At 48.4% G+C, this 20,217-nt stretch carries 20 protein-coding genes, 1 rRNA gene and 1 pseudogene; 19 read left to right on the forward strand and 3 right to left on the reverse strand.

Annotation, left to right across the window (positions count from 1 at the left end):
• The first annotated feature begins 20 nt into the window (after positions 1 to 20).
• The 8 genes from E1963_RS05375 to E1963_RS05410 all read left to right on the forward strand — a co-directional run bounded on the left by E1963_RS05375 (position 21) and on the right by E1963_RS05410 (position 6,867).
• Positions 21 to 503 (forward strand): VanZ family protein, encoded by a 483-nt coding sequence (locus tag E1963_RS05375; RefSeq protein WP_201271992.1) that lies wholly within the window; start codon positions 21 to 23, stop codon positions 501 to 503.
• A complete protein-coding gene (locus E1963_RS05380; RefSeq protein ID WP_132276050.1) occupies positions 469 to 867 on the forward strand; it encodes a hypothetical protein in 399 nt (132 codons plus the stop codon). Before E1963_RS05375 ends, E1963_RS05380 begins: the two co-directional genes overlap by 35 nt.
• The gene (locus E1963_RS05385) at positions 868 to 2,916 is read left to right on the forward strand and encodes an aminopeptidase (RefSeq protein WP_132276052.1); all 2,049 of its coding nucleotides are present in this window, start codon (positions 868 to 870) and stop codon (positions 2,914 to 2,916) included.
• Positions 2,917 to 2,992: 76 nt separating this feature from the next.
• On the forward strand, positions 2,993 to 3,505 hold the full coding sequence (gene purE / locus E1963_RS05390) for a 5-(carboxyamino)imidazole ribonucleotide mutase (protein WP_132276054.1): 513 nt from the start codon (positions 2,993 to 2,995) through the stop codon (positions 3,503 to 3,505).
• Between the two features lie 11 nt (positions 3,506 to 3,516).
• Positions 3,517 to 4,542, forward strand: a complete 1,026-nt coding sequence (gene purM, locus E1963_RS05395) for a phosphoribosylformylglycinamidine cyclo-ligase (RefSeq protein WP_132276056.1) — start codon at positions 3,517 to 3,519, stop codon at positions 4,540 to 4,542.
• Positions 4,536 to 5,162, forward strand: coding sequence for a phosphoribosylglycinamide formyltransferase (gene purN, locus E1963_RS05400; RefSeq protein WP_132276058.1), 627 nt, complete (start codon positions 4,536 to 4,538; stop codon positions 5,160 to 5,162). Before purM ends, purN begins: the two co-directional genes overlap by 7 nt.
• A 38-nt stretch (positions 5,163 to 5,200) precedes the next feature.
• The gene (gene purD / locus E1963_RS05405; RefSeq protein ID WP_132276060.1) at positions 5,201 to 6,472 is read left to right on the forward strand and encodes a phosphoribosylamine--glycine ligase; all 1,272 of its coding nucleotides are present in this window, start codon (positions 5,201 to 5,203) and stop codon (positions 6,470 to 6,472) included.
• Positions 6,473 to 6,639: 167 nt separating this feature from the next.
• Positions 6,640 to 6,867 carry a cupin domain-containing protein gene (locus tag E1963_RS05410; RefSeq protein ID WP_132276062.1) on the forward strand — a complete coding sequence of 76 codons (228 nt, stop codon included), beginning with the start codon at positions 6,640 to 6,642 and terminating at the stop codon, positions 6,865 to 6,867.
• A gap of 79 nt (positions 6,868 to 6,946) precedes the next feature.
• Here E1963_RS05410 and E1963_RS05415 read toward each other — a convergent pair whose 3' ends face one another.
• Entirely contained in the window at positions 6,947 to 7,675 is a 729-nt protein-coding gene (locus E1963_RS05415; RefSeq protein WP_132276064.1) for a GntR family transcriptional regulator, read from the reverse strand.
• A gap of 307 nt (positions 7,676 to 7,982) precedes the next feature.
• Between E1963_RS05415 and E1963_RS23310 the strand changes: the two are divergent.
• From E1963_RS23310 to E1963_RS05440, 5 genes and pseudogenes are all read left to right on the forward strand, one after another.
• A pseudogene (locus E1963_RS23310) lies at positions 7,983 to 8,808 on the forward strand (transposase).
• A gap of 324 nt (positions 8,809 to 9,132) precedes the next feature.
• The gene (locus tag E1963_RS05425) at positions 9,133 to 10,128 is read left to right on the forward strand and encodes an ADP-ribosylglycohydrolase family protein (protein WP_132276066.1); all 996 of its coding nucleotides are present in this window, start codon (positions 9,133 to 9,135) and stop codon (positions 10,126 to 10,128) included.
• Entirely contained in the window at positions 10,125 to 11,021 is an 897-nt protein-coding gene (locus tag E1963_RS05430) for a PfkB family carbohydrate kinase (RefSeq protein WP_132276068.1), read from the forward strand. Before E1963_RS05425 ends, E1963_RS05430 begins: the two co-directional genes overlap by 4 nt.
• A 3-nt stretch (positions 11,022 to 11,024) precedes the next feature.
• Positions 11,025 to 11,717: a nicotinamide riboside transporter PnuC gene (gene pnuC / locus E1963_RS05435; protein ID WP_132276070.1), complete on the forward strand. Its 693-nt coding sequence runs from the start codon at positions 11,025 to 11,027 to the stop codon at positions 11,715 to 11,717.
• Positions 11,718 to 11,766: 49 nt separating this feature from the next.
• On the forward strand, positions 11,767 to 12,003 hold the full coding sequence (locus E1963_RS05440; RefSeq protein WP_132276072.1) for a hypothetical protein: 237 nt from the start codon (positions 11,767 to 11,769) through the stop codon (positions 12,001 to 12,003).
• Positions 12,004 to 12,155: 152 nt separating this feature from the next.
• On the opposite strand, the gene E1963_RS19415 is transcribed toward E1963_RS05440, so the two are convergent.
• Complete coding sequence (locus E1963_RS19415; RefSeq protein ID WP_145964165.1) at positions 12,156 to 12,359, reverse strand: hypothetical protein; 204 nt, start codon at positions 12,357 to 12,359, stop codon at positions 12,156 to 12,158.
• 9 nt (positions 12,360 to 12,368) lie between these two features.
• Positions 12,369 to 13,226 carry a MurR/RpiR family transcriptional regulator gene (locus E1963_RS05445; protein WP_049730334.1) on the reverse strand — a complete coding sequence of 286 codons (858 nt, stop codon included), beginning with the start codon at positions 13,224 to 13,226 and terminating at the stop codon, positions 12,369 to 12,371.
• A 301-nt stretch (positions 13,227 to 13,527) separates the two neighbouring features.
• On the opposite strand from E1963_RS05445, the gene ald reads away from it, so the two are divergent.
• The 6 genes from ald to E1963_RS05475 form a co-directional block, all read left to right on the forward strand.
• On the forward strand, positions 13,528 to 14,643 hold the full coding sequence (gene ald, locus E1963_RS05450) for an alanine dehydrogenase (RefSeq protein ID WP_132276074.1): 1,116 nt from the start codon (positions 13,528 to 13,530) through the stop codon (positions 14,641 to 14,643).
• A 223-nt stretch (positions 14,644 to 14,866) separates the two neighbouring features.
• Positions 14,867 to 15,235, forward strand: coding sequence for a GntR family transcriptional regulator (locus tag E1963_RS05455; RefSeq protein ID WP_132276076.1), 369 nt, complete (start codon positions 14,867 to 14,869; stop codon positions 15,233 to 15,235).
• Between the two features lie 59 nt (positions 15,236 to 15,294).
• Positions 15,295 to 17,733 (forward strand): ATP-dependent Clp protease ATP-binding subunit, encoded by a 2,439-nt coding sequence (locus E1963_RS05460; protein ID WP_132276078.1) that lies wholly within the window; start codon positions 15,295 to 15,297, stop codon positions 17,731 to 17,733.
• 56 nt (positions 17,734 to 17,789) lie between these two features.
• On the forward strand, positions 17,790 to 18,203 hold the full coding sequence (locus E1963_RS05465; protein ID WP_132276080.1) for an endosialidase: 414 nt from the start codon (positions 17,790 to 17,792) through the stop codon (positions 18,201 to 18,203).
• A gap of 120 nt (positions 18,204 to 18,323) precedes the next feature.
• Entirely contained in the window at positions 18,324 to 19,676 is a 1,353-nt protein-coding gene (gene radA, locus E1963_RS05470) for a DNA repair protein RadA (protein ID WP_132276082.1), read from the forward strand.
• A 419-nt stretch (positions 19,677 to 20,095) separates the two neighbouring features.
• Positions 20,096 to 20,217, forward strand: a 16S ribosomal RNA gene (locus E1963_RS05475); the annotation flags it as partial.

Genomic DNA, 20,217 nt, shown 5'->3' on the forward strand with positions numbered 1-20,217 from the left:
ATTGAAAGGGTGCTATATTTTTGAATATGAAAAACAGAAAAAGAATCCGCATAATCGGGAAAATATTATTTGTATTTTATATCGCGTTTCTCGTTTATTTTCTCTTATTATCTGATTGGTACGGGCGTACGGGAGTGATGCAGGAATACCGGTATAACCTTGTGCTGTTCCAGGAGATCAAACGTTTCTGGGAGTACCGGGAACAGCTCGGAATGTTTGCCATGTTCACGAACCTGTTCGGCAATGTGCTGATTTTTATGCCTTTTGGATTCTTTATGCCCATGGCAAGCCGTCACAGAAGCTTCTTTTCCGCACTGTTCTACAGTTTCGGGCTGAGCCTGTGCGTGGAGACGTTCCAGCTCGTGACGAAAGTGGGCAGTTTTGATGTGGATGATCTTCTGCTAAATACGATAGGCGGAGTATTAGGCTATATGATATTTGCAATCTGTGCAGCAGTAAGGAGAAGATATGATCATAAAAAGAAGGCAAAAAGACAAAGATGAAGATAGGTCAAAGGACATGCAGAAGGAGCGGGAGAAACGACGCAGAAAGATGATAAGCGGCAAGTACGGGCAGGCGCCGCTTAAGCACGCCAAAAAGGGGATTAATTCCTGCTGCTATGCAGGAAGCGTGTTCCTGATACTTATGGTAATGCTCGTCTTTTCCTACGTGTCAGAGGGCAGCGTGGGCGTGATTGCCGGCTTCGCCGGCCTGGCGGTAGGGGTACTGGCCTGGCTTGGGCTGATGTCAGGTATCCGCGGCTTCCGTGAGAGAGAAAAGAATTACATAACCTGCAAGGTAGGAGTCGTCTGTAATGTGCTCCTCCTTCTGGGCCTTATGAGTATATTTTTCAGGGGGCTGTTTTAGATGATTGAGGAAAGATATGAACTTGCAATAGAACGCATAAAAGAAATCTGTAAAGAAGATACGGTAGCCGGAACATACCGTGGCTATTTCTGCAGTACGGCACGGTTTATCGGAATGCTTGATGAACTGAACGGAAAGATAGAGAGCGGAACATATGCGGACCTTCCGCTTTATGAGCTTAAAAAGTGGAATGAAAGCCTGTACGCAGATATACTGCCCGGGCAATATGAGACAAGCTATGCCAATCCGGATTATGCTGTGGAGAAGACAGGAAGAGAATACGGACAGATACTGAGCTTCCTGTACACGGAACTGAGAGGCGCAATCCCATATATATTCGAGGGCAGGAAGGAATATCTGGACATCTTATACGAACTGTTCATAGAGATATATAATGCGTTTGAGGACAAGGACGAACCTGAGACAGAGACGCTGAAGGAGATCGTCTATTGGTATGCCAGCGACTACTGTGACGTATTCGCGGCCGACAGGGTCAGAGAACAGATCGATCCTGAGGAGTCATTCGCCACGGATATTATCATGGACAGCAACCTCTCGGATCTGAGATATCTGTACCGGTTCGGAGAGTATATAAGCGAGAATGAATGGAAGACGGCAGAACACCTGAACAGCCTCGATGCGTCTGTCATTCGGAAGATGGCCGATACCTTCACGGAAGGCTATCGGATGGGATTCATCAATACAGGCAAGGACCTGGCTAAAAAGTCTGTCGTAAATATCCGGTATGTAATAGGTTTTGAACGGGTCATCCGCCAGGCGATAGAGAATTTTGCCCAGATGGGCCTCAAGCCTGTCATCTACCGCTCCGGCGCAAGCGTGCTGACGAAACGCCAGCATCTGAAGACCGGCTATTACGGAGCCATTCCGAATAAGCAGTACGAATATGACCATAGAAATGACCAAGGGCTTTATCTGGATAAAAAGTTCATAGAGCGCAGGCTGGAAGTCATCCAGACGGCCTACGAACAGAATAAGGAACTGGCCGCCCGGTTTGCAGGTCCTGCCTGCATGGATGTCTTCGGAGAGCATCCATTTTCTCCGGAGCAGAAAGATACGGCGGTCAGGCTTACGAAAAAGCAGGAAGAGCTGTCGCTGCTCTATGAAAGCCGTTCCGGACAGATTACGAATACGTATATCAAAGGCGAAGAGAGGAGCTTTACTATCGTCGCATATCCTGTGCCGGAGATTGGCAGGCAGTATGAAGAGATCTTCGATGAAGTTATCAGAATCAATACGCTGGATGCCTCCCTGTACGCCAAAGTCCAGCAGACGCTCATCGATGCCCTCGACCAAGGCGAATATGTACACGTAAAAGGCAGAGGCGGCAATAAGACGGATATGAGGGTACAGCTTTACCGGCTTACGGATCCACAGAAAGAGACCATATTTGAAAACTGCGTGGCAGATGTCAACATACCGGTAGGGGAGGTGTTCACCTCTCCGGTACTGGAAGGTACGGGCGGTATCCTGCATGTAAGCCGCGTATATCTGAACGAACTACTGTATCAGGATCTTGAAATAACATTCTCCAACGGCATGATTGCAGAGTATACGTGCGGCAATTTTGAGCGGGAGATGGAGAACAGAAGCTATGTACATGACAACATCCTCCACAGGCACGCGACGCTTCCCCTCGGTGAATTTGCCATCGGGACGAATACGACCGCTTATGTCGCTGCGAGGAAATACGGGATGGAAGATAAGCTGCCGATTCTGATAGCAGAAAAGATGGGCCCTCATTTTGCGGTCGGAGACACGTGCTACAGCTGGAGCGAAGATATCAAAGTGTATAATCCGGACGGAAAAGAGATCGTGGCAAGAGATAATTCCGTGTCAGCCAGGCGGGCGGAGGATGTGTCAAAAGCATATTTCCATTGCCATACGGATATCACGATACCTTATGATGAACTCGGCAGCATCACTGTTGTCACGCCGGCGGGAGAAGAGATTCCGCTGCTTGAAAATGGAAGGTTCGTGCTCCCGGGTACGGAGATTCTGAACGAGCCTCTGGAAAAATACAATAATTGAGACATGCGTATTGAACTGCCGAGGTTCAGTATGATATGATTTATATGCAAATTTTAAATACGAAAGGATGAAGATTATGCCAAAAGTAGGAATCGTTATGGGCAGCGACTCAGACATGAAAGTGATGAGCAAGGCAGCCGACATGCTTGAGAAGTTAGGAGTAGAATATGAGATGACTATCATCTCCGCACACCGTATGCCGGATATATTCTATGATTATGCAAAGTCAGCAGAAGAAAAGGGTTATAAAGTCATCATAGCCGGAGCTGGGATGGCAGCACACCTTCCCGGCATGTGCGCGGCCATCTTCCCGATGCCTGTCATCGGAATCCCGATGTCCAGCAAGAATCTGGACGGGCAGGACGCTCTCTATTCTATCGTCCAGATGCCGCCGGGAATTCCGGTTGCTACCGTTGCAATCGATGGAGGAGCGAACGCGGCGATACTGGCTGCAAGGATACTGGCGACCTCTGATCCGGAACTTCTTGAAAGGCTGAAGGCCTATTCACAGGAAATGAAGGAAACTGTTCAGGCCAAATCGGAAAAGCTCGATAAACTTGGATATAAAGAATATATGAACCAGATGTAAGGAGAAGAGGAATGGATTACAAGAACGCAGGTGTAGATATCGAAGCAGGTTACAAATCTGTGGAACTGATGAAGGAACACATCCAGAACACGATGAGGCCGGAGGTGCTGACGAATATCGGAGGATTCTCAGGAGCTTTCTCTATGGAAGCATTCAGTAATATGGAGAAGCCGACGCTCGTATCAGGGACGGACGGTGTAGGTACAAAACTGAAATTGGCATTTCTTTTAGATAAACACGATACGATTGGTATCGACTGTGTCGCTATGTGTGTCAACGATATTGCCTGTGCGGGGGGAGAGCCGTTATTCTTCCTCGACTATATCGCATGTGGCAGGAACGAGCCCGAGAAGATTGCCACGATCGTGAGCGGCGTGGCAGACGGCTGCGTACAGTCCGGGGCAGCGCTCATCGGCGGGGAGACGGCAGAGATGCCGGGCTTCTACCCGGAGGATGAGTATGACCTGGCCGGATTTGCGGTTGGCGTGGTCGATGAAAAAGACCTGATTACCGGAAAAGAGCTGAAAGCCGGCGACGTACTTATCGGCATGGCATCTTCGGGGGTGCACAGCAATGGCTTCTCTCTCGTGAGAAAAGTATTTGACATGACAAAAGAGTCGCTGAATACATATTATGACGAACTGGATGCCACATTAGGTGAGGCGCTCATCGCGCCGACGAAGATATATGTGAAAGCGCTGTCCGGCATAAAGGCGGCGGGCGTGAAAATAAAGGCGTGCAGCCATATAACCGGAGGCGGCTTCTATGAGAATATTCCGCGTATGCTATGTGACGGCATGCATGCAGTCGTGGAAAAGGACAGCTACCCGGTTCCGCCGATATTCGGGCTGCTGGCAAGAGAAGGACAGATTGAGGAACATGCGATGTACAATACGTATAACATGGGGCTTGGCATGATCGTAGCAGTGGATGCCGGTGATGCTGATAAGACGATGGAGGCGATAAAAGCCGCCGGAGAAGCTCCGTACGTCGTAGGCCGCATCGAGGCAGGCGAAAAGGGAGTTACATTATGCTAAATGTAGTCGTACTTGTATCCGGTGGCGGGACGAATCTGCAGGCGCTCATAGACGCCGTGGATTCCGGATCCGTTGCCAATACGAAGCTGGCCGGTGTAATCAGCAACAACAGGAATGCATACGCGCTGCAACGGGCGGCGGACAATGGGATTCCGGGAATATGCATATCCCCGAAGGACTTTGCAACCAGAGATGAGTTCAACGTGAAGTTTCTGGATGCAGTGGATACGCTTTCGCCGGATCTTATCGTGCTGGCAGGGTTCCTTGTCGTCATACCGCCGGCGATGATAGAGAAATACAGGAACCGCATCATCAATATCCACCCGTCTCTTATTCCGTCTTTCTGCGGAACAGGGTATTACGGGCTGAAAGTGCATGAGGCCGCGCTGAAGCGTGGAGTGAAAGTGGCGGGAGCTACCGTACACTTCGTGGACGAAGGGACGGATACCGGCCCGATTATTCTGCAGAAGGCCGTAGAGGTAGTACAGGGCGATACCCCGGAAGTGCTTCAGCGGCGGGTGATGGAGCAGGCAGAGTGGAAGATACTGCCGCAGGCCGTCGGCCTCATTGCCGCAGGCAGGGTGGAAGTGGAAGACGGAAGAGTGTTTATCAGAGAGTAAAGCAGGATAGCATGACAGATACAGGAGGAGAACGTGGAATGAAGGTATTAATTGTCGGTAGCGGCGGAAGAGAACATGCCATAGCTTACAGTGTGGCAAAGAGCGAAAAGGTTGATAAGATATACTGTGCCCCCGGAAATGCAGGGATAGCAGAACTGGCGGAATGTGCCCCCATCGGCGCCATGGAATTTGACAAGATCGTGGCCTTTGCCAGGGAAAAGAGGATTGACCTTGTAATCGTAGGTATGGACGACCCTCTTGCAGGCGGCCTGGTGGATGAACTGGAAGCGGCAGGCATCCGGGCGTTCGGCCCGAAAAAGAACGCGGCTGTTCTGGAAGGATCCAAGGCATTTTCAAAAGACCTTATGAAGAAATATAACATTCCGACGGCAGGATATGAGAATTTTGAAGATCCCGAAGAAGCTCTTGCCTATCTGAAAACTGCAAAATTCCCAATTGTATTGAAAGCGGATGGCCTTGCTCTAGGCAAGGGAGTGCTCATATGCAGTACATATGAAGAGGCGGAAGCCGGCGTGAAGACGATTATGGTAGATAAGCAGTTTGGAGCTTCCGGGAATACGATGGTCGTGGAAGAGTTTATGACCGGTCGGGAAGTGTCTGTCCTGTCCTTCGTGGACGGGAACACGGTCAGGACGATGACGTCCGCCCAGGACCACAAACGGGCCGGCGACGGCGATACCGGGCTGAACACAGGCGGAATGGGTACATTTTCACCAAGTCCATTCTACACAAAAGAGGTGGAAGAGTTCTGTGACAGATACATCTATCAGGCGACGGTCGATGCCATGAAAGAAGAGGGACGGCCATTCAAGGGGATCATATTTTTCGGCCTCATGCTGACGGAGGAGGGGCCGAAAGTGCTGGAATACAACGCCAGATTCGGCGATCCGGAGGCGCAGGTGGTGCTTCCCCGCATGAAGAATGATCTCATAGAAGTGATAGAGGCATGTGTCGATGGCACGCTTGACAAGATAGACCTTCGGTTTGAAGACAATGCGGCTGTCTGCGTAGTTCTTGCATCCGACGGATACCCCGTCCAATATGAGAAGGGGCTTCCGATTACGGGGCTGGAAGAGTTCAAGAAACACGACGGATACTACTGCTTCCATGCCGGAACTAAGTTCGACGGTGAACAGATCGTGACGAACGGAGGCCGTGTGCTCGGCGTGACGGCAAAAGGGAAAGACCTGAAGGAAGCCAGGGCCAATGCCTATGCGGCCACCGAATGGGTGAAGTTTGACAACAAATATATGCGCCACGATATCGGTAAAGCGATTGATGAGGCATAAATGAAAGGCGTATATCGCTATGCGTAGAGCGCGGCAAGATATAGAGAAAGAAGGGGCATGGAAAAGTTGAATGATATTCGGTTGATTGGTTACAGCATCCGCAGCCAGAGGCGGAAAAAAGGCATGACGTTACAGCAGCGAAAATGCCTCTCTTATCTATATGATATATGACGATCGAACCGGACGGGGCAGGGGACGGACTGTGGTGGGAGCATGAATACCACGAAGTCGGAACTGTTCTGGAAGGGCGGCTGACGCTTACTCTGGATAACCAGACTTTCGAGCTGGATGAAGGGGATACGATTCTCATAAAGGCCCACACCCGACACTGCTATTTTAACAGGACAAAGGAGAGCTGCGTCTCTTATTGGACAAGATGTAAGGAAATAAAGTAATCAAGTGATTCTAATAGCCATCGGCAGGAAGTGCCGGTGGCTTTTTTGGGCTGGAGAGGACGAACGCATGGCTGTACTGCTAATTGCGGCTCTGCGTCAGCGTATATTCAAAATGATCGGTCAGATAATACGTGGCAAAGAGTTCGATTGGAACTTCTCTTTCCTTAACCATTCCGTAGGTCAGCCCCGTCGAGTAAAGGAGGGGCGTATCTTTGCTGATATCGAGATGATTCATGACCTTGCCATATGCAGGAACTGCTTTCAGCTTCAAAGTCGTGGTTGAGATTTTCACATTGTAGCTTTCTTCTATAATCTTATAGAGCGAACTGTCGATGAAATCATATCCCTCGATGTCACGGAAGACCTCATACGGCAGGGTGGTCTGTGTAAAACAGAGAGGAGTGTCATCCGCATAATATATACGTTCAAGGTAAAAGACCGGATCTGCCTTGCGCAGCTGCAGCCTGGCGACCTCTTCCGCACTGCTTATGCGTATTTCTGACTTGATGACTTTTCTGCCGGGAGTCATCCCCTGCCGGATGATCTCTTCCGTGTAGCTTGAGATGGACGTCAGTTCCTGGAGCCTGGCTGTTCTTCTGACGCAGGTGCGCTTCCCCTGCATCTTTTCGATATATCCGTTATGATACAGCTCATCAATAGCCCGGCGGGCGGTAACACGGCTGACATCATAAGAAGCGATCAGCTGTGACTCGCTCGGAAGTTCCGCGCCTCCCGGGAGCTCTCCTGACTGGATCCTGCCTATCAGATCTTCTTCAATTATCTTATACTTCGGTTTTTTCTCATTCATATAACCCGTCTTTCTGCGAAAGACACCAATGCATCATGAAACATGTGCATTGACTTTCGCTATCTAATTTATTTTCCTTCTGATATTATTTCTTTATAAGACTGACACACTACAGAACACGTGGAGGTGAGTGGCGGGGCTGTATAGCGGCAACCTCGTATTCATATATGTTGTCGGTCATCCGTTAATGCATCAATGAGTGGCGCATAACAGTAGCCCGTAAACTTATCTCTTCCGAAGTCGACTCGATCCCGTCGGATGACCAGTCACTGTCAGTTTTATAACTATAATACCAGGAGGTAGCTACTTGTCATTTAAAATCTTAAAGTTCAATTGCTGTGGACTTGACGTCCACAAAACCTGGATCTATGCCTGTATCGGTATTACCGATTTCAACAATCGTACAGAATATAAGCAGGCTCGCTTTTCTTCCTTCACTAAAGGATTGAATGAGTTGTGTGATTGGCTTGCTAAATACAACTGCAAAGATGTTCGTATGGAATCTACCGGTAAGTACTGGATCCCTGTTTTCAATGTTTATTCCACCAGCTGACATCAGAGAACTTAGAGATCTGGTAAGATACCGATATAAACTCACCTGTATGATTACTGGAGAGAAATTTGATGTAACACCTTTTATACATGCTCTGTAAATCTCCTATAGAAGAAATACAAGCTGCTGTTGATGGTGCCATTTCGAAAGAGCAAGCTGTCAAACTTAGACAGTGCCTGGATCACATCGATGAACTAGAAAAGCACATTTCAGAAATAGAACAGGAAATCCTTCGTCTCAGTGATAAGTATGAGGCTGCTTTAAACTTGATAAGGACTGTTCCGGGATTCGATAAGAATCCAATGACTGCAATTCAAGTGCTTTCAGAGATTGGTGGTGATATGTCTGTCTTTCCCACAGCGAAACACCTCGTCTCCTGGGCAGGATGCTGTCCTCGTAACGATAAAAGCGACCGCAAAATCAAATCCACTAGGATTTCCCGTGCTGGTTCCTATTTTAAACCAGTTCTGGTACAAGTTGCAAATGCTTTAATCAAATTGTCTTAACTACTTCACAGGCACTTAATCTGCTTAGGCAACGAGGTTATCTTATCAAAGATGATCCTTTGCCAGCTTCCTAATTAGGTGTTGCGTCTATATTCAATTTTTCAGCCACCATATGATGGCTTATTTGTGTTGCCTTAATTTATTCTCTAACCGCTACCTCTTTGTTTCAAGCTTGTCGCACCTCTTTTTTAAACTGCTCTCACGGGTGGAATCCGTTGTCCTATGACAATTATACGTTGAAACGTAAATGATGTAAACATGTTATTATAAGTGTAGAAAATGGAAAATATATCTTTGTACAGTATGTACAAATAACATCAGTTTTATTTTGCTATTATTACAAGTTGACTATATAAGAAAAAGAACTTATTATAATATGTGGAAGGAGACATTGCTATATGAGAGAAAAGATATTAGGTGTTTTATACGGAATGGCCATAGGTGATGCGATGGGTATGCCTCCGGAGCTTTGGAGCAGAAAACGTATGCTGGAGCATTACGGGGAGATCGACGACTTTCTGGACGGATGTCCTGAGAATATCATTTCCTATCAATATAAAGCGGGACAGTTTACGGATGATACGAGCCAGGCGCTGACTATATTGGACAGTCTGTCAGAGACGGATTTCGTTCCATCTGCGAGAAGCATAGCGGAACATATCCTGAAGTGGGCAGAAGATGAAAATGCATTTGAAAATAATATTCTGGGCCCTACTTCTAAAGTTACGCTTCAACTCTTCAAAGAAGGGAAGGATGCCCGTAGATTCTCCGATGAGGCGGTATCTAACGGGGCCGCTATGAGGATCGCGCCTGTGGGCACCTTGTTTGAGCCGGAGGAGAGAGAAAGGCTGTGCGATTATGTGGCGGAAGTCTCTCAGGTCACTCATACGAGTGACGTGACTATTGCCGGAGCGGCGATGATCGCCATGGCTGTTGCATCAGCGGTGAAGTATGGTGACAGGGAACGGATGATAGAAGATGCCCTGTCGGTTACGGAGTATGCCATGACCCTCGGCGCGTCTACGCCGAGCCCGTCGCTTTCTGCGAGAACCCGGCTGGCCGTACGGTATGCAAAGGAGTACCAAGAGGACAGCAGAATGTTTTTGGAACATATATATGACATCATCGGGGCAGGCGTGAACACATCTGAGTCGGTTCCGGCGGCGCTTGCCATTGCCTATTACAGTTTCGATGTCAAAACATGTGCGCTTCTTTGTGCCAATCTCGGAGGGGACACGGACACCATCGGGGCCATGGCCGCAGCCATATGTGGAGGGGCCACGGGGATAGGCAGGATTCCGGATTCCTATGTGGATAAGATCCGGCAGGCGAATGGAGTCAATCTGGAGAAGTATGCCGATGCATTGGCTGAGAAACGGGGGAAGATAGGATGAGTAAGAAATGTCTGATAATTGGTGCCGCTATGCTGGACATCATCATGGAGATAGTCAGGCTTCCGCGTTCCGGGGAAGATATGTACGCGAAGGGCCAGAAGATGACGGTAGGCGGGTGCGCTTATAATGCGGCGGATATATTGAAGCATTTTCAGGTAGACCATACCTTTTTTGCTCCGGTAGGTACGGGGATGTATGCGAGATTTATCGAAGAGGAGCTTAAAAGGAGCGGACACGAAAGCGCAGTCAAGTCCGGCCAGATGGATAACGGATACTGCCTTTGCATGGTTGAGGCGGATGGTGAGAGGACATTTGTCACGATGCCTGGAATAGAGTGCAGGTTTGAAAAAGAGTGGTTCGACTCTCTGGCCGGAGAGGACTATGAATCGGCCTATGTGAGCGGTTATGAAATAGAAGGGGAAGGAGGGGATGTCATACTTGATTTCCTCGAGAGCGTTCCCGATATTCTCGTATATTATGCGCCCGGGCCGAGAATCACTTATATCCCGGATGAAAAGAGGGACAGGCTGTATAGGCTTCATCCTGTGCTCCACCTCAATGAGACGGAGAGCATCTCGGCCACAGGCGCGGATACGGCAGAAGACGCTGCCCTCCTGCTGGCGGAAAAGACCGGCAATGTGGTAATCATCACTCTCGGCGACAGAGGCGTGCTTCTCTGCGAGGGCGGCAAGACTTCTGTCATCCCGGCAGAAAGAGCAGAGGTCGTGGACACGATCGGGGCAGGCGATTCACATATCGGAGCGGTCATGGCGATGCGTGCGCTCGGGAACAGCTTTGAAGAAGCTGTACGGACGGCCAACAAAGTATCGGCTATGGTCGTAGGCGTAAAAGGACCGACATTGACGAAAGAACAATTTGAGAAAGGATTTTAGACGATGGAAAAGACAAAAAGATTTTTTACAGACTGGAGCAGATTTGAAATCAGCTGGCTCATATTATCTACAGTTATCATGATTGTGCTCAGCGTTATCTGGGGGGACAATCTACTTGCGCTCATCAGCGGTATCACCGGCATCCTCGGTGTAGTGCTGGCGGCAAAGGGGAAAGTGAGCACTTATTTCTTTGCAACTGTCAATGTAGCCATATATGCGCTGCTCACCTTCCAGAACCATCTATACGGAGAATTCATGCTGAACGCTTTCTATTATATACCGATGAACTTTATCGGCTTCTATCTCTGGTCCAAGCACAAAGACAATGAAAGCGGTGAGGTGGAAGGGAAGAAGCTGACCGGCAGGCAGACCGTCATATTATTTGCGGCCGTCGCGGTAGTCGTACTTGTGTACTGGCAGATATTAAGCCGCATCGGGGGGCAGCTGGCGCTCATCGACGCGATGTCCACCGTATTCTCCGTCGTGGCGCTCATTATGCAGGTTGCCCGCTATGCGGAGCAGTGGCTGCTCTGGATTATTGTCAACGTCGTGTCGGTCGTCATGTGGCTCCTCCTCATAGGCAAGGATTCCTCAGCCGTGACGATGGTTGTCATGTGGGTTGCCTATCTGTTCAATTCCGTGTACGGATATTACAACTGGAGAAAGCTGGCCGATAAAAATATAGAAAACAAATAAAGCTTAAGTAAAGTGGGTGCCGCTGTGGAGGTATGGGGCAGATGCTCCGATGCGTCCGGGAACTGCGACTATCACACAGATTCCTAAGTTTGTGGAATGTTCGCCGATTGCGGCTCTCATCCCACAAGCCAAGGAATCTGGTGAGGATTCTTACGTCCCTCCCGCTTACACCTGCGCATCTGTCCCATACCTCCCCATCGGCTATCTACTTTACTGGCACGGGCAGCAGCGGCGTGCACACCTCGCATTAAGCGCGTACAAAGGCTTTTACAAAGCTCCAAAGTAAAACCGATTGGAAGCTCGCTCAACCCGTTCCATCGGCGGCCACAGATTTCTTCTATCACTGCACATATTAAACTTGCCATTTTTTATCAGCCATCTCACGCAGCCAGCGGCCATCCGCTGGCCAGTAACGCCACACAGCCGCCCTCGCCCTTGTTAAGTGAAGTAGATGGCGGGCTGGGAGCCGGGTGGGAGATGCGCAGGTGCAAGCGTAAGAGGCGGAGAATCCGTCCCGGAATCCTTGGTTTGTGGGAGAGGAGCTGCTATCAGCGACTCTGCCGCAAAGTTAGGAGGCCGTGGACTAGTCGAAGCCTCGTACGCATCGAAGCAGATGCCACCCGGCTCCCAGCACGTAGCCACTTTACTAAACTAGTAGTTCCCCAGCTCGCCGAGATATTTATCTATTTTCTTCAGCCGCCGTTCAATTCCCTTCACCTTATGGCTGATAGTGTCCAGAAGCGCTTCAGCTATGAACTGGGGCGCGACAAGCGAATTGAAGAAGGTATTGCTGTCCACGGGTACGGTAAATAGGACGGTGGCATATTGTGCGAGCAGGGCGCTGGGCTTGTCCGTTACCACAATAATCTTAGCACCGACTTCATAGGCCATCCTGACAGATATCTTATCAATGGAAGAATAGCGGGGGAAGCTGAATGCGACGACGCAGTCATCCTTGGAGATATTGCACATATGGTCGACCGGGCTGATGGATGTGGAGTTCGTCATCTCTACATTAGGAAGCATATGCTTCAGGTACAGGAGAAAATAGTCGCCAAGACAGCTGTTGCCCCGGGAAGAGACGATATATTTCCTTTTGCTTGATATGATGGCTTCCGCGGCTTCCTCAAAAAGAGCCGTGCTGTTGTTGACGAATACCGATTCCATATTCTTGGCCGTATTTTTAAAATGCCTGTTGATATAGTCAGAACTCGTATCCAGCTTGGCGCGCTTGGCAACTCTCTGTGAAGGAACGGTTATGGAACTTGAGATGCTGAGCACTTTGTCCTGGTAATCCTTGCGCAGACTTTTCTGGAAATCCATAAAACCGTCAAAGCCAAGAGAACGGCTGAAACGTATGACAGAGGATTCACTGACACCAAGCTTTAACGCGATTTCGGTGGAGGTCATGAAGCAGGCGTCAGCAGAGTTATCCAATACATATCTCGCAATCATCTTTTGTGTTTTGGTGAGATTGGCATTGTTAATAGTTTCTCTTAATTCTTTCATACTTTGTCCTCCGAAAGCATACGTATTTCTATCTTATAATTAGATTTAATCATGAAAAACTGAATTTTGCAAGAGTAAATTGTAAATACAACTGACATAAAATTAACACAATTAAAAGTTTTTGTGAAAAAAATAACTTTTATTGAATATTATTGACGGCTGTGATACTATAATTTCAGAGACAAATGAATAATATTCTTCACAAAACTATGAAGGTGAAAAATATTGTTCACGAAAAGTCAATGCCGACGCATGGCAGCCAAAGTAATATAATTTTAGTACCAATAGGAGGTAAAACAAAGTGAAAGTAGGATGCGTAAAAGAGATTAAGAACAATGAATTCCGTGTAGGTATGACACCTGACAACGTAAAGAGTTATGTAAATGCAGGTCATGAAGTTTACATTGAAAAAGGAGCTGGAGTCGGTTCCGGATTCATGGATGCTGAGTATGAAGCAGCAGGAGCTAAGATGATTGACACTGCAAAAGAAGTCTGGGATACCGTTGATATGATGATTAAGGTGAAAGAGCCATTGCCGGAAGAGTATCCGTTATTCCACGAAGGGCTGATTCTTTATACATATCTTCATCTTGCAGCTGACAAGCCGCAGACAGATGCTCTTTTGAATGCAAAAGTTAAAGGTGTTGCTTACGAGACATTGATTGAAAGAAACGGAAGCATTCCGCTTCTTGCTCCTATGAGCCAGATCGCAGGACGTTTAAGTATCCAGGAAGGTGCTAAGTATCTTGAGAAGACATTTGGCGGAGAAGGCGTTCTCCTTGCCGGCGTACCAGGAACACCAAAGGCTAATATCGTTATCCTCGGCGGCGGTTCCGTAGGAACTAACGCTTGTAAGATAGCTGTTGGTATGGGCGCTAACGTAACAATCATGGACATCAACCTCCAGAGGCTGGCATATCTGGATGATATCTTCGGAGCACGTATCCAGACATTAGTATCTACAGATGCGAATATTGAAAAAGCAGTGAAAGAAGCTGACCTCGTAATCGGTTCCGTACTGATTCCAGGAAAAGCTGCACCAAAACTCTTCAAGAAAAAATATCTCAAAGAGATGAAGCCGGGCGCTGTATTCGTAGACGTTGCTGTTGACCAGGGCGGATGTGGTGAGACGACAAAGGTTACATACCACGACGATCCGATTTACGAAGTAGACGGAATCGTGCACTACTGTGTAGGAAATATGCCTGGTGCAGTACCGAGAACATCTACAATCGCACTTACGAACGCAACATTAAGCTACGGCTTGCAGATTGCGAACAAGGGACTTGAAAAAGCTTGCACAGATAACGATGTTATCTACTCTGCAATCAACACATATGACGGAAAGCTCACATGTAAGAACGTTGCAGACAGCTTTGACTGCTATGACTATACAGATATCAAATCTTTATGGTAATCGGTAATTGACTTTTCCAAACTTAATTCCTTTAAAGTTGCAAAAGGACTTACGGCTTCGGCCGCGGGTCCTTTTAAATTGTCAGAAAATGGGAAGAATTTTGAAAGGGATCAGGCCCCTATGGCTATAGGGGTCAGACCCCTTTCAAAATTTACACTTGCAGACCAATTTCATGTGTGCTAAGGTGTATATAACAAAAGACACAGTAAGAAAAGGTGATAATATGCTGATAGAGATTGATTTTAACAGTGATGAAGCGTTATACATCCAGCTGCGCAACCAGATTATCATGGGGATTGCCACAGCTACGATCCGTGAAGGCGATCCGCTCCCTTCTGTGCGCCAGCTTGCAGATACGATTGGCATCAATATGCATACGGTAAATAAAGCGTACAGTATACTTAAGCAGGAAGGGTTTATCCAGCTGGACCGCAGGAGAGGTGCCGTGATTGCCATTGATGTCGATAAGGTGCAGGCGCTGGAGGAGATGAAGCGGCAGCTTCGGATTGTCCTTGCGAAAGGCAGCTGCAAGAATATTACGAGAGAAGAAGTCCATGAGCTGGTGGATGAGATATTTGAGGAGTATTGTTAACAGCTAATTTAGATTGGAAAGGAGTTATGATGCCAATCCCGGCATCATAAGCAGACAGCATGAATTATACAGAACAGGCCAATGAAGTATTACAGATTGCAAAGACGATAGCGAGGGAGCTGGACCATCCTTATGTTGGGACAGAGCATCTGCTGCTCGGGCTTAGAAAGGTATATACCGGCGTCGCCGGACAGGTTCTGGCAGCAAATGGCGTGGATGAAGAGAACATATTGAAAGTGGTGGATGAACTTGTGTCACCGGTAGGCAATACTACAGTAGCGCATAATCCGGATTTCAGCCCGAGGCTTCAGTATATCCTGGAAGAGAGCAATGGGGAGGCACTCCGTTTCCGGTCGCCGGATATCGGTACGGAACATCTGCTGCTTGCACTACTGAAAGAAGTGGACTGTGTGGCGGCACGCATCCTGCTGACGTTGGGCATCAGCCTTCAGAAGCTCTATCAGGATGTGCTTGTGGTGCTCGGGGCGGACCCGAAGGAGTACCAGGAAGATCTGATGCAGGAAAGCGGCAGAAAAAAGGAAGGGGTGCTGGAACAATACGGTACAGATCTTACAGCCGAGGCAGAAGAAGGCAAGCTTGATCCGGTCATAGGAAGAGACTCGGAAATCAGCCGGCTGATGCAGGTTTTGAGCCGGCGCACGAAGAACAATCCGTGCCTGGTAGGAGAACCGGGCGTCGGCAAGACTGCCGTCATAGAAGGACTTGCGGCACGCATAGCGTCGGGCGTAGTACCCGACAGCATGAAAGAAAAAAGGATTCTGACGATGGACCTGGCGGGGATGATAGCCGGCTCCAAATACCGCGGGGAATTTGAGGAGCGGATGAAAAAGCTGATACAGGAAGTGAAAGCGGCCGGTAACATCATTCTCTTTCTGGATGAAGTGCATACGATTATCGGTGCGGGAGGTGCGGAAGGCGCCATGGATGCCTCTAATATACTGAAGCCGTCTCTGGCAAGAGGGGAACTGCAGCTTATTGGAGCTACGACCATAGTAGAATACCGCAAATATATTGAAAAGGACGCTGCACTGGAGCGGCGGTTCCAGCCGCTTACGGTCGAGGAGCCGACAGAAGAGCAGTGTCTGGAAATCCTTCGTGGACTGCGTTCCAGATATGAGGGGCACCATCATGTGGCGATTGATGATAAGGCGCTTGAGGCTGCGGTGCGCCTGGCCGACCGTTACATCAGTGACCGGTTCCTGCCGGATAAAGCCATCGACGTATTGGATGAGGCATGCTCGAAAGTAAGCCTCAAGGGTTTTAAAGTGCCTGACAGCATCTTCCAGCTCGAAGCTGCAATTACGGAACTGATGAAGAGGACAGAAGATGCAGTAAGACAGGGGAATATGCAGGAAGCATCCATGCTTCACAGAGAACAGGAAGACTCGGAAAGAAAACTTGCACAGATCAGGAGGCGTTTTCAGAAACGAAATGCCCAGAAGAAGCTGTATATAACAGAAGAGGATATCGCAGATGTAGTATCTGAATGGACGAAGATACCCGTCCAGCGCCTTGCGGAGACGGAGAGTGCAAGGCTGAACAAGCTGGAACAGACGCTTCATAAGAGAGTCATCGGACAGGAGGAAGCTGTCACGGCAGTGGCAAAGGCAATCAAAAGAGGCCGTGTTGGATTAAAGGATCCAAAGAGGCCAATCGGCTCCTTCCTCTTCCTCGGGCCGACAGGTGTCGGTAAGACAGAGCTGTCCAAGGCATTGTCAGAAGCACTGTTCGGCAACGAAGAGTCGATGATCAGAGTCGATATGTCAGAGTATATGGAAAAGCACAGCGTAGCGAAGATGATCGGCTCTCCTCCGGGCTATGTCGGCCATGATGACGGGGGACAGTTAAGTGAACGGGTCCGGAGGCATCCATACTCTGTCGTATTGTTCGATGAGATTGAAAAGGCCCACCCGGATGTATTCAATATACTGCTGCAGGTACTCGACGACGGGCATATTACAGACTCCCAGGGCAGAAAGGTAGACTTTCGCAATACGGTCATCATCATGACGTCCAATGCCGGAGCTCAGGCGATTATAGATCCGAAGAAGCTCGGCTTTAATGCCAGAGAAGACGCTGCCGGAGACTACAAACGGATGAAGGACAACGTGATGCGTGAGATAAAGCTGATTTTCCGGCCGGAGTTCGTGAACCGTATCGATGAGATCATCGTATTCCACCCCCTCGCACAGGATGAGATGAAGAAGATCGTGGGCCTGATGTGCCGGGAGTTTACGAAACGTGCCAAAGAACAGCTGGAAATAACGATAACAGTCAGAGATTCAGTCAAAAAGCATATAGTCGAGACGGGGACGGACCAGAAGTTTGGCGCCCGGCCCTTGAGGAGAGCTGTTCAGAATCAGCTGGAAGACCGGCTGGCGGAAGCGATCCTCTCAGGTGAAGTTGCTAGGGGGGCGGTTGTAGAAATCGGAATGTCTAAAAAAGATATTAAATTTATTTCAAAGACTACAAATTAAAACGGATTTGATATATAATAGGGGTACAAAAGAAGAACCTTAGGAGGATAAAATCAATGGCAGCAGTGAAAGAGCTTTTGAAGGCTGAAGCAGACGGGACACTTAGTTTTGGGGACTACACGCTGGACAGTAAGACAAAGCTGGATGGATTTGAATTTCAGGGCGATTTATACAAAGTGAAGACCTTTTCAGAGATTACAAAGTTAGAGAAGAACGGTATGTTCGTATATGAATCCGTGCCGGGAACAGCAGTGGAAAGCTTTAAGGCGACAGAGGAAGAAGTATCATTCAAAGTATCGGGAACCCAGGACGCGCAGTTTACGCTTGAGCTGGAAGCAGACAGCGAGTACACTGTATATATGGATGGAGCCGATGCAGGCGAAATGAAGACGAACCTGAGCGGAAAGCTGAGTGTCAGCGCAGAACTGGAGCCAGATAAATGTGTTGAGGTGAAAGTGATAAAGAAGTAGTGCTGAAAGATTACCGACAGTTCAGCCCCCTGTGGAGGCAGGGGGCTGGATTTTTTATACAACAGGAAACATTGTTCTGATATCAGAAAGAGAAATCTAAGGCAGAAGAGGAGAGAAGGAATGGCAAAGGGAAAGAAGAGCATATTTTTCTGCCAGAACTGTGGACATGAAGAGAGCAAGTGGCTTGGCCAATGCCCGGCCTGCAGGGAATGGAATACATTTGTAGAGGAGAAAGTGGCATCGATCAAACAGGGCAGTGCAAGGCGGCTGAAAGAAGCTGAAGTGGTCGCGCTGTCCGGCGTATCAACGGATGAAAAAGACAGAATCAGGACAGGCATCGATGAACTGGACCGGGTGCTTGGCGGAGGAATTGTTCCAGGTTCCCTGGTGCTCGTTGGAGGGGATCCCGGTATAGGAAAATCTACGCTATTGCTTCAAGTGTGCCAGAGATTGTCTCAGGACAAGGAAATCTTATATATATCCGGGGAAGAATCGCTGGCCCAGATAAAACTGCGTGCAAACAGGATGGGAGCGTTCAAGGACAACCTTCTTCTTCTATGTGAGACGAATCTGGAGCTTATACGTTCAGTGATAGAAAAAAGGCGGCCACAGCTGGCAGTCATTGATTCCATCCAGACAATGTACAGCGAAGAAGTTGCTTCTGCTCCGGGCAGCGTGTCTCAGGTGAGAGAATCTACGAATGTATTCATGCAGCTTGCGAAGGGATTGGGTATTTCTATATTTATAGTGGGACATGTGACGAAGGAGGGAACCGTTGCCGGGCCGAGGGTGCTGGAACATATGGTAGACACCGTACTCTATTTTGAGGGCGACCGCCATGCGTCCTACCGTATATTACGTGGAGTAAAGAACCGGTTCGGCTCTACGAACGAGATTGGCGTATTTGAAATGAGGCAGAACGGGCTGCAGGAAGTGGCGAATCCTTCGGAGTATATGTTGAGCGGCCGGCCTGAGAATTCTTCCGGCTCGGTTGTGGCCTGCTCCATGGAAGGGACGAGACCCATCCTCATAGAGATACAGGCACTTGTATGTCAGAGCAGCTTTGGCATGCCGAGACGGACTGCAGCCGGTACAGATTACAACCGTGTGAATCTTCTGATGGCCGTACTGGAAAAAAGGGTCGGGCTTTCTATGTCCAATTATGATGCCTATGTCAATATCGCAGGGGGCATTAAGATGAATGAGCCGGCTATAGACCTTGGAATTGTCATGGCTCTCGTCTCAAGCTGCAAGAACAGGCCGATTGATGAAAAGATGATCGTGTTTGGCGAGGTTGGGCTGAGCGGCGAGGTGCGGGCGGTCAATATGCCGGAGCAGAGAGTTGCAGAGGCGAAGAAGCTTGGATTTGAGACATGTGTGCTTCCTGAAGTATCCAGGGAAATGGTTCGGGAAGTGAAAGGTATACGGCTTGTAGGGGTGAGGTCGATCAATGAAGTAATATCGATTATATAGTTATTGTAGAAGACGGGAAAGTTATAAAATAAGTGTTGACAAGATATGACAGGTTTGGTATTCTAATATAGCTGTCGCTTAAGAAAGCGAAATGCTATATGAAAAAAGTGGTTGACAAATAACGACAGATATGGTATCTTATAGTAGTTGCCGCTAACAACGGTAAACAGCAAAAGCACCTTGATAATTAAACAATAGACAACGACCCTGAAGATTTCTTGAAAAGAGAAAATTCAGAACGGACATCGAATGAGATGTCAACCTAAAAACAGTAATAACGGGATAGGATTAGCTAGTAGTTAATCCTGACCGCGATTGAACAAGGAAGCTTCCGCGATGCCAGGCTCGGTGAAGACCTCGCCAAGCCATCGGGAAGCGTCTACAGACGTAAGGTCCGTGAAAGACCGGACCTTAGTCTTTAAGACGAGAGTTTGATCCTGGCTCAGGATGAACGCTGGCGGCGTGCTTAACACATGCAAGTCGAGCGAAGCGCCTTATTTAGATTCCTTCGGGATGAAGGATATGGCGACTGAGCGGCGGA

This window comes from Extibacter muris (assembly GCF_004345005.1).
Lineage (GTDB): Bacteria > Bacillota > Clostridia > Lachnospirales > Lachnospiraceae > Extibacter > Extibacter muris.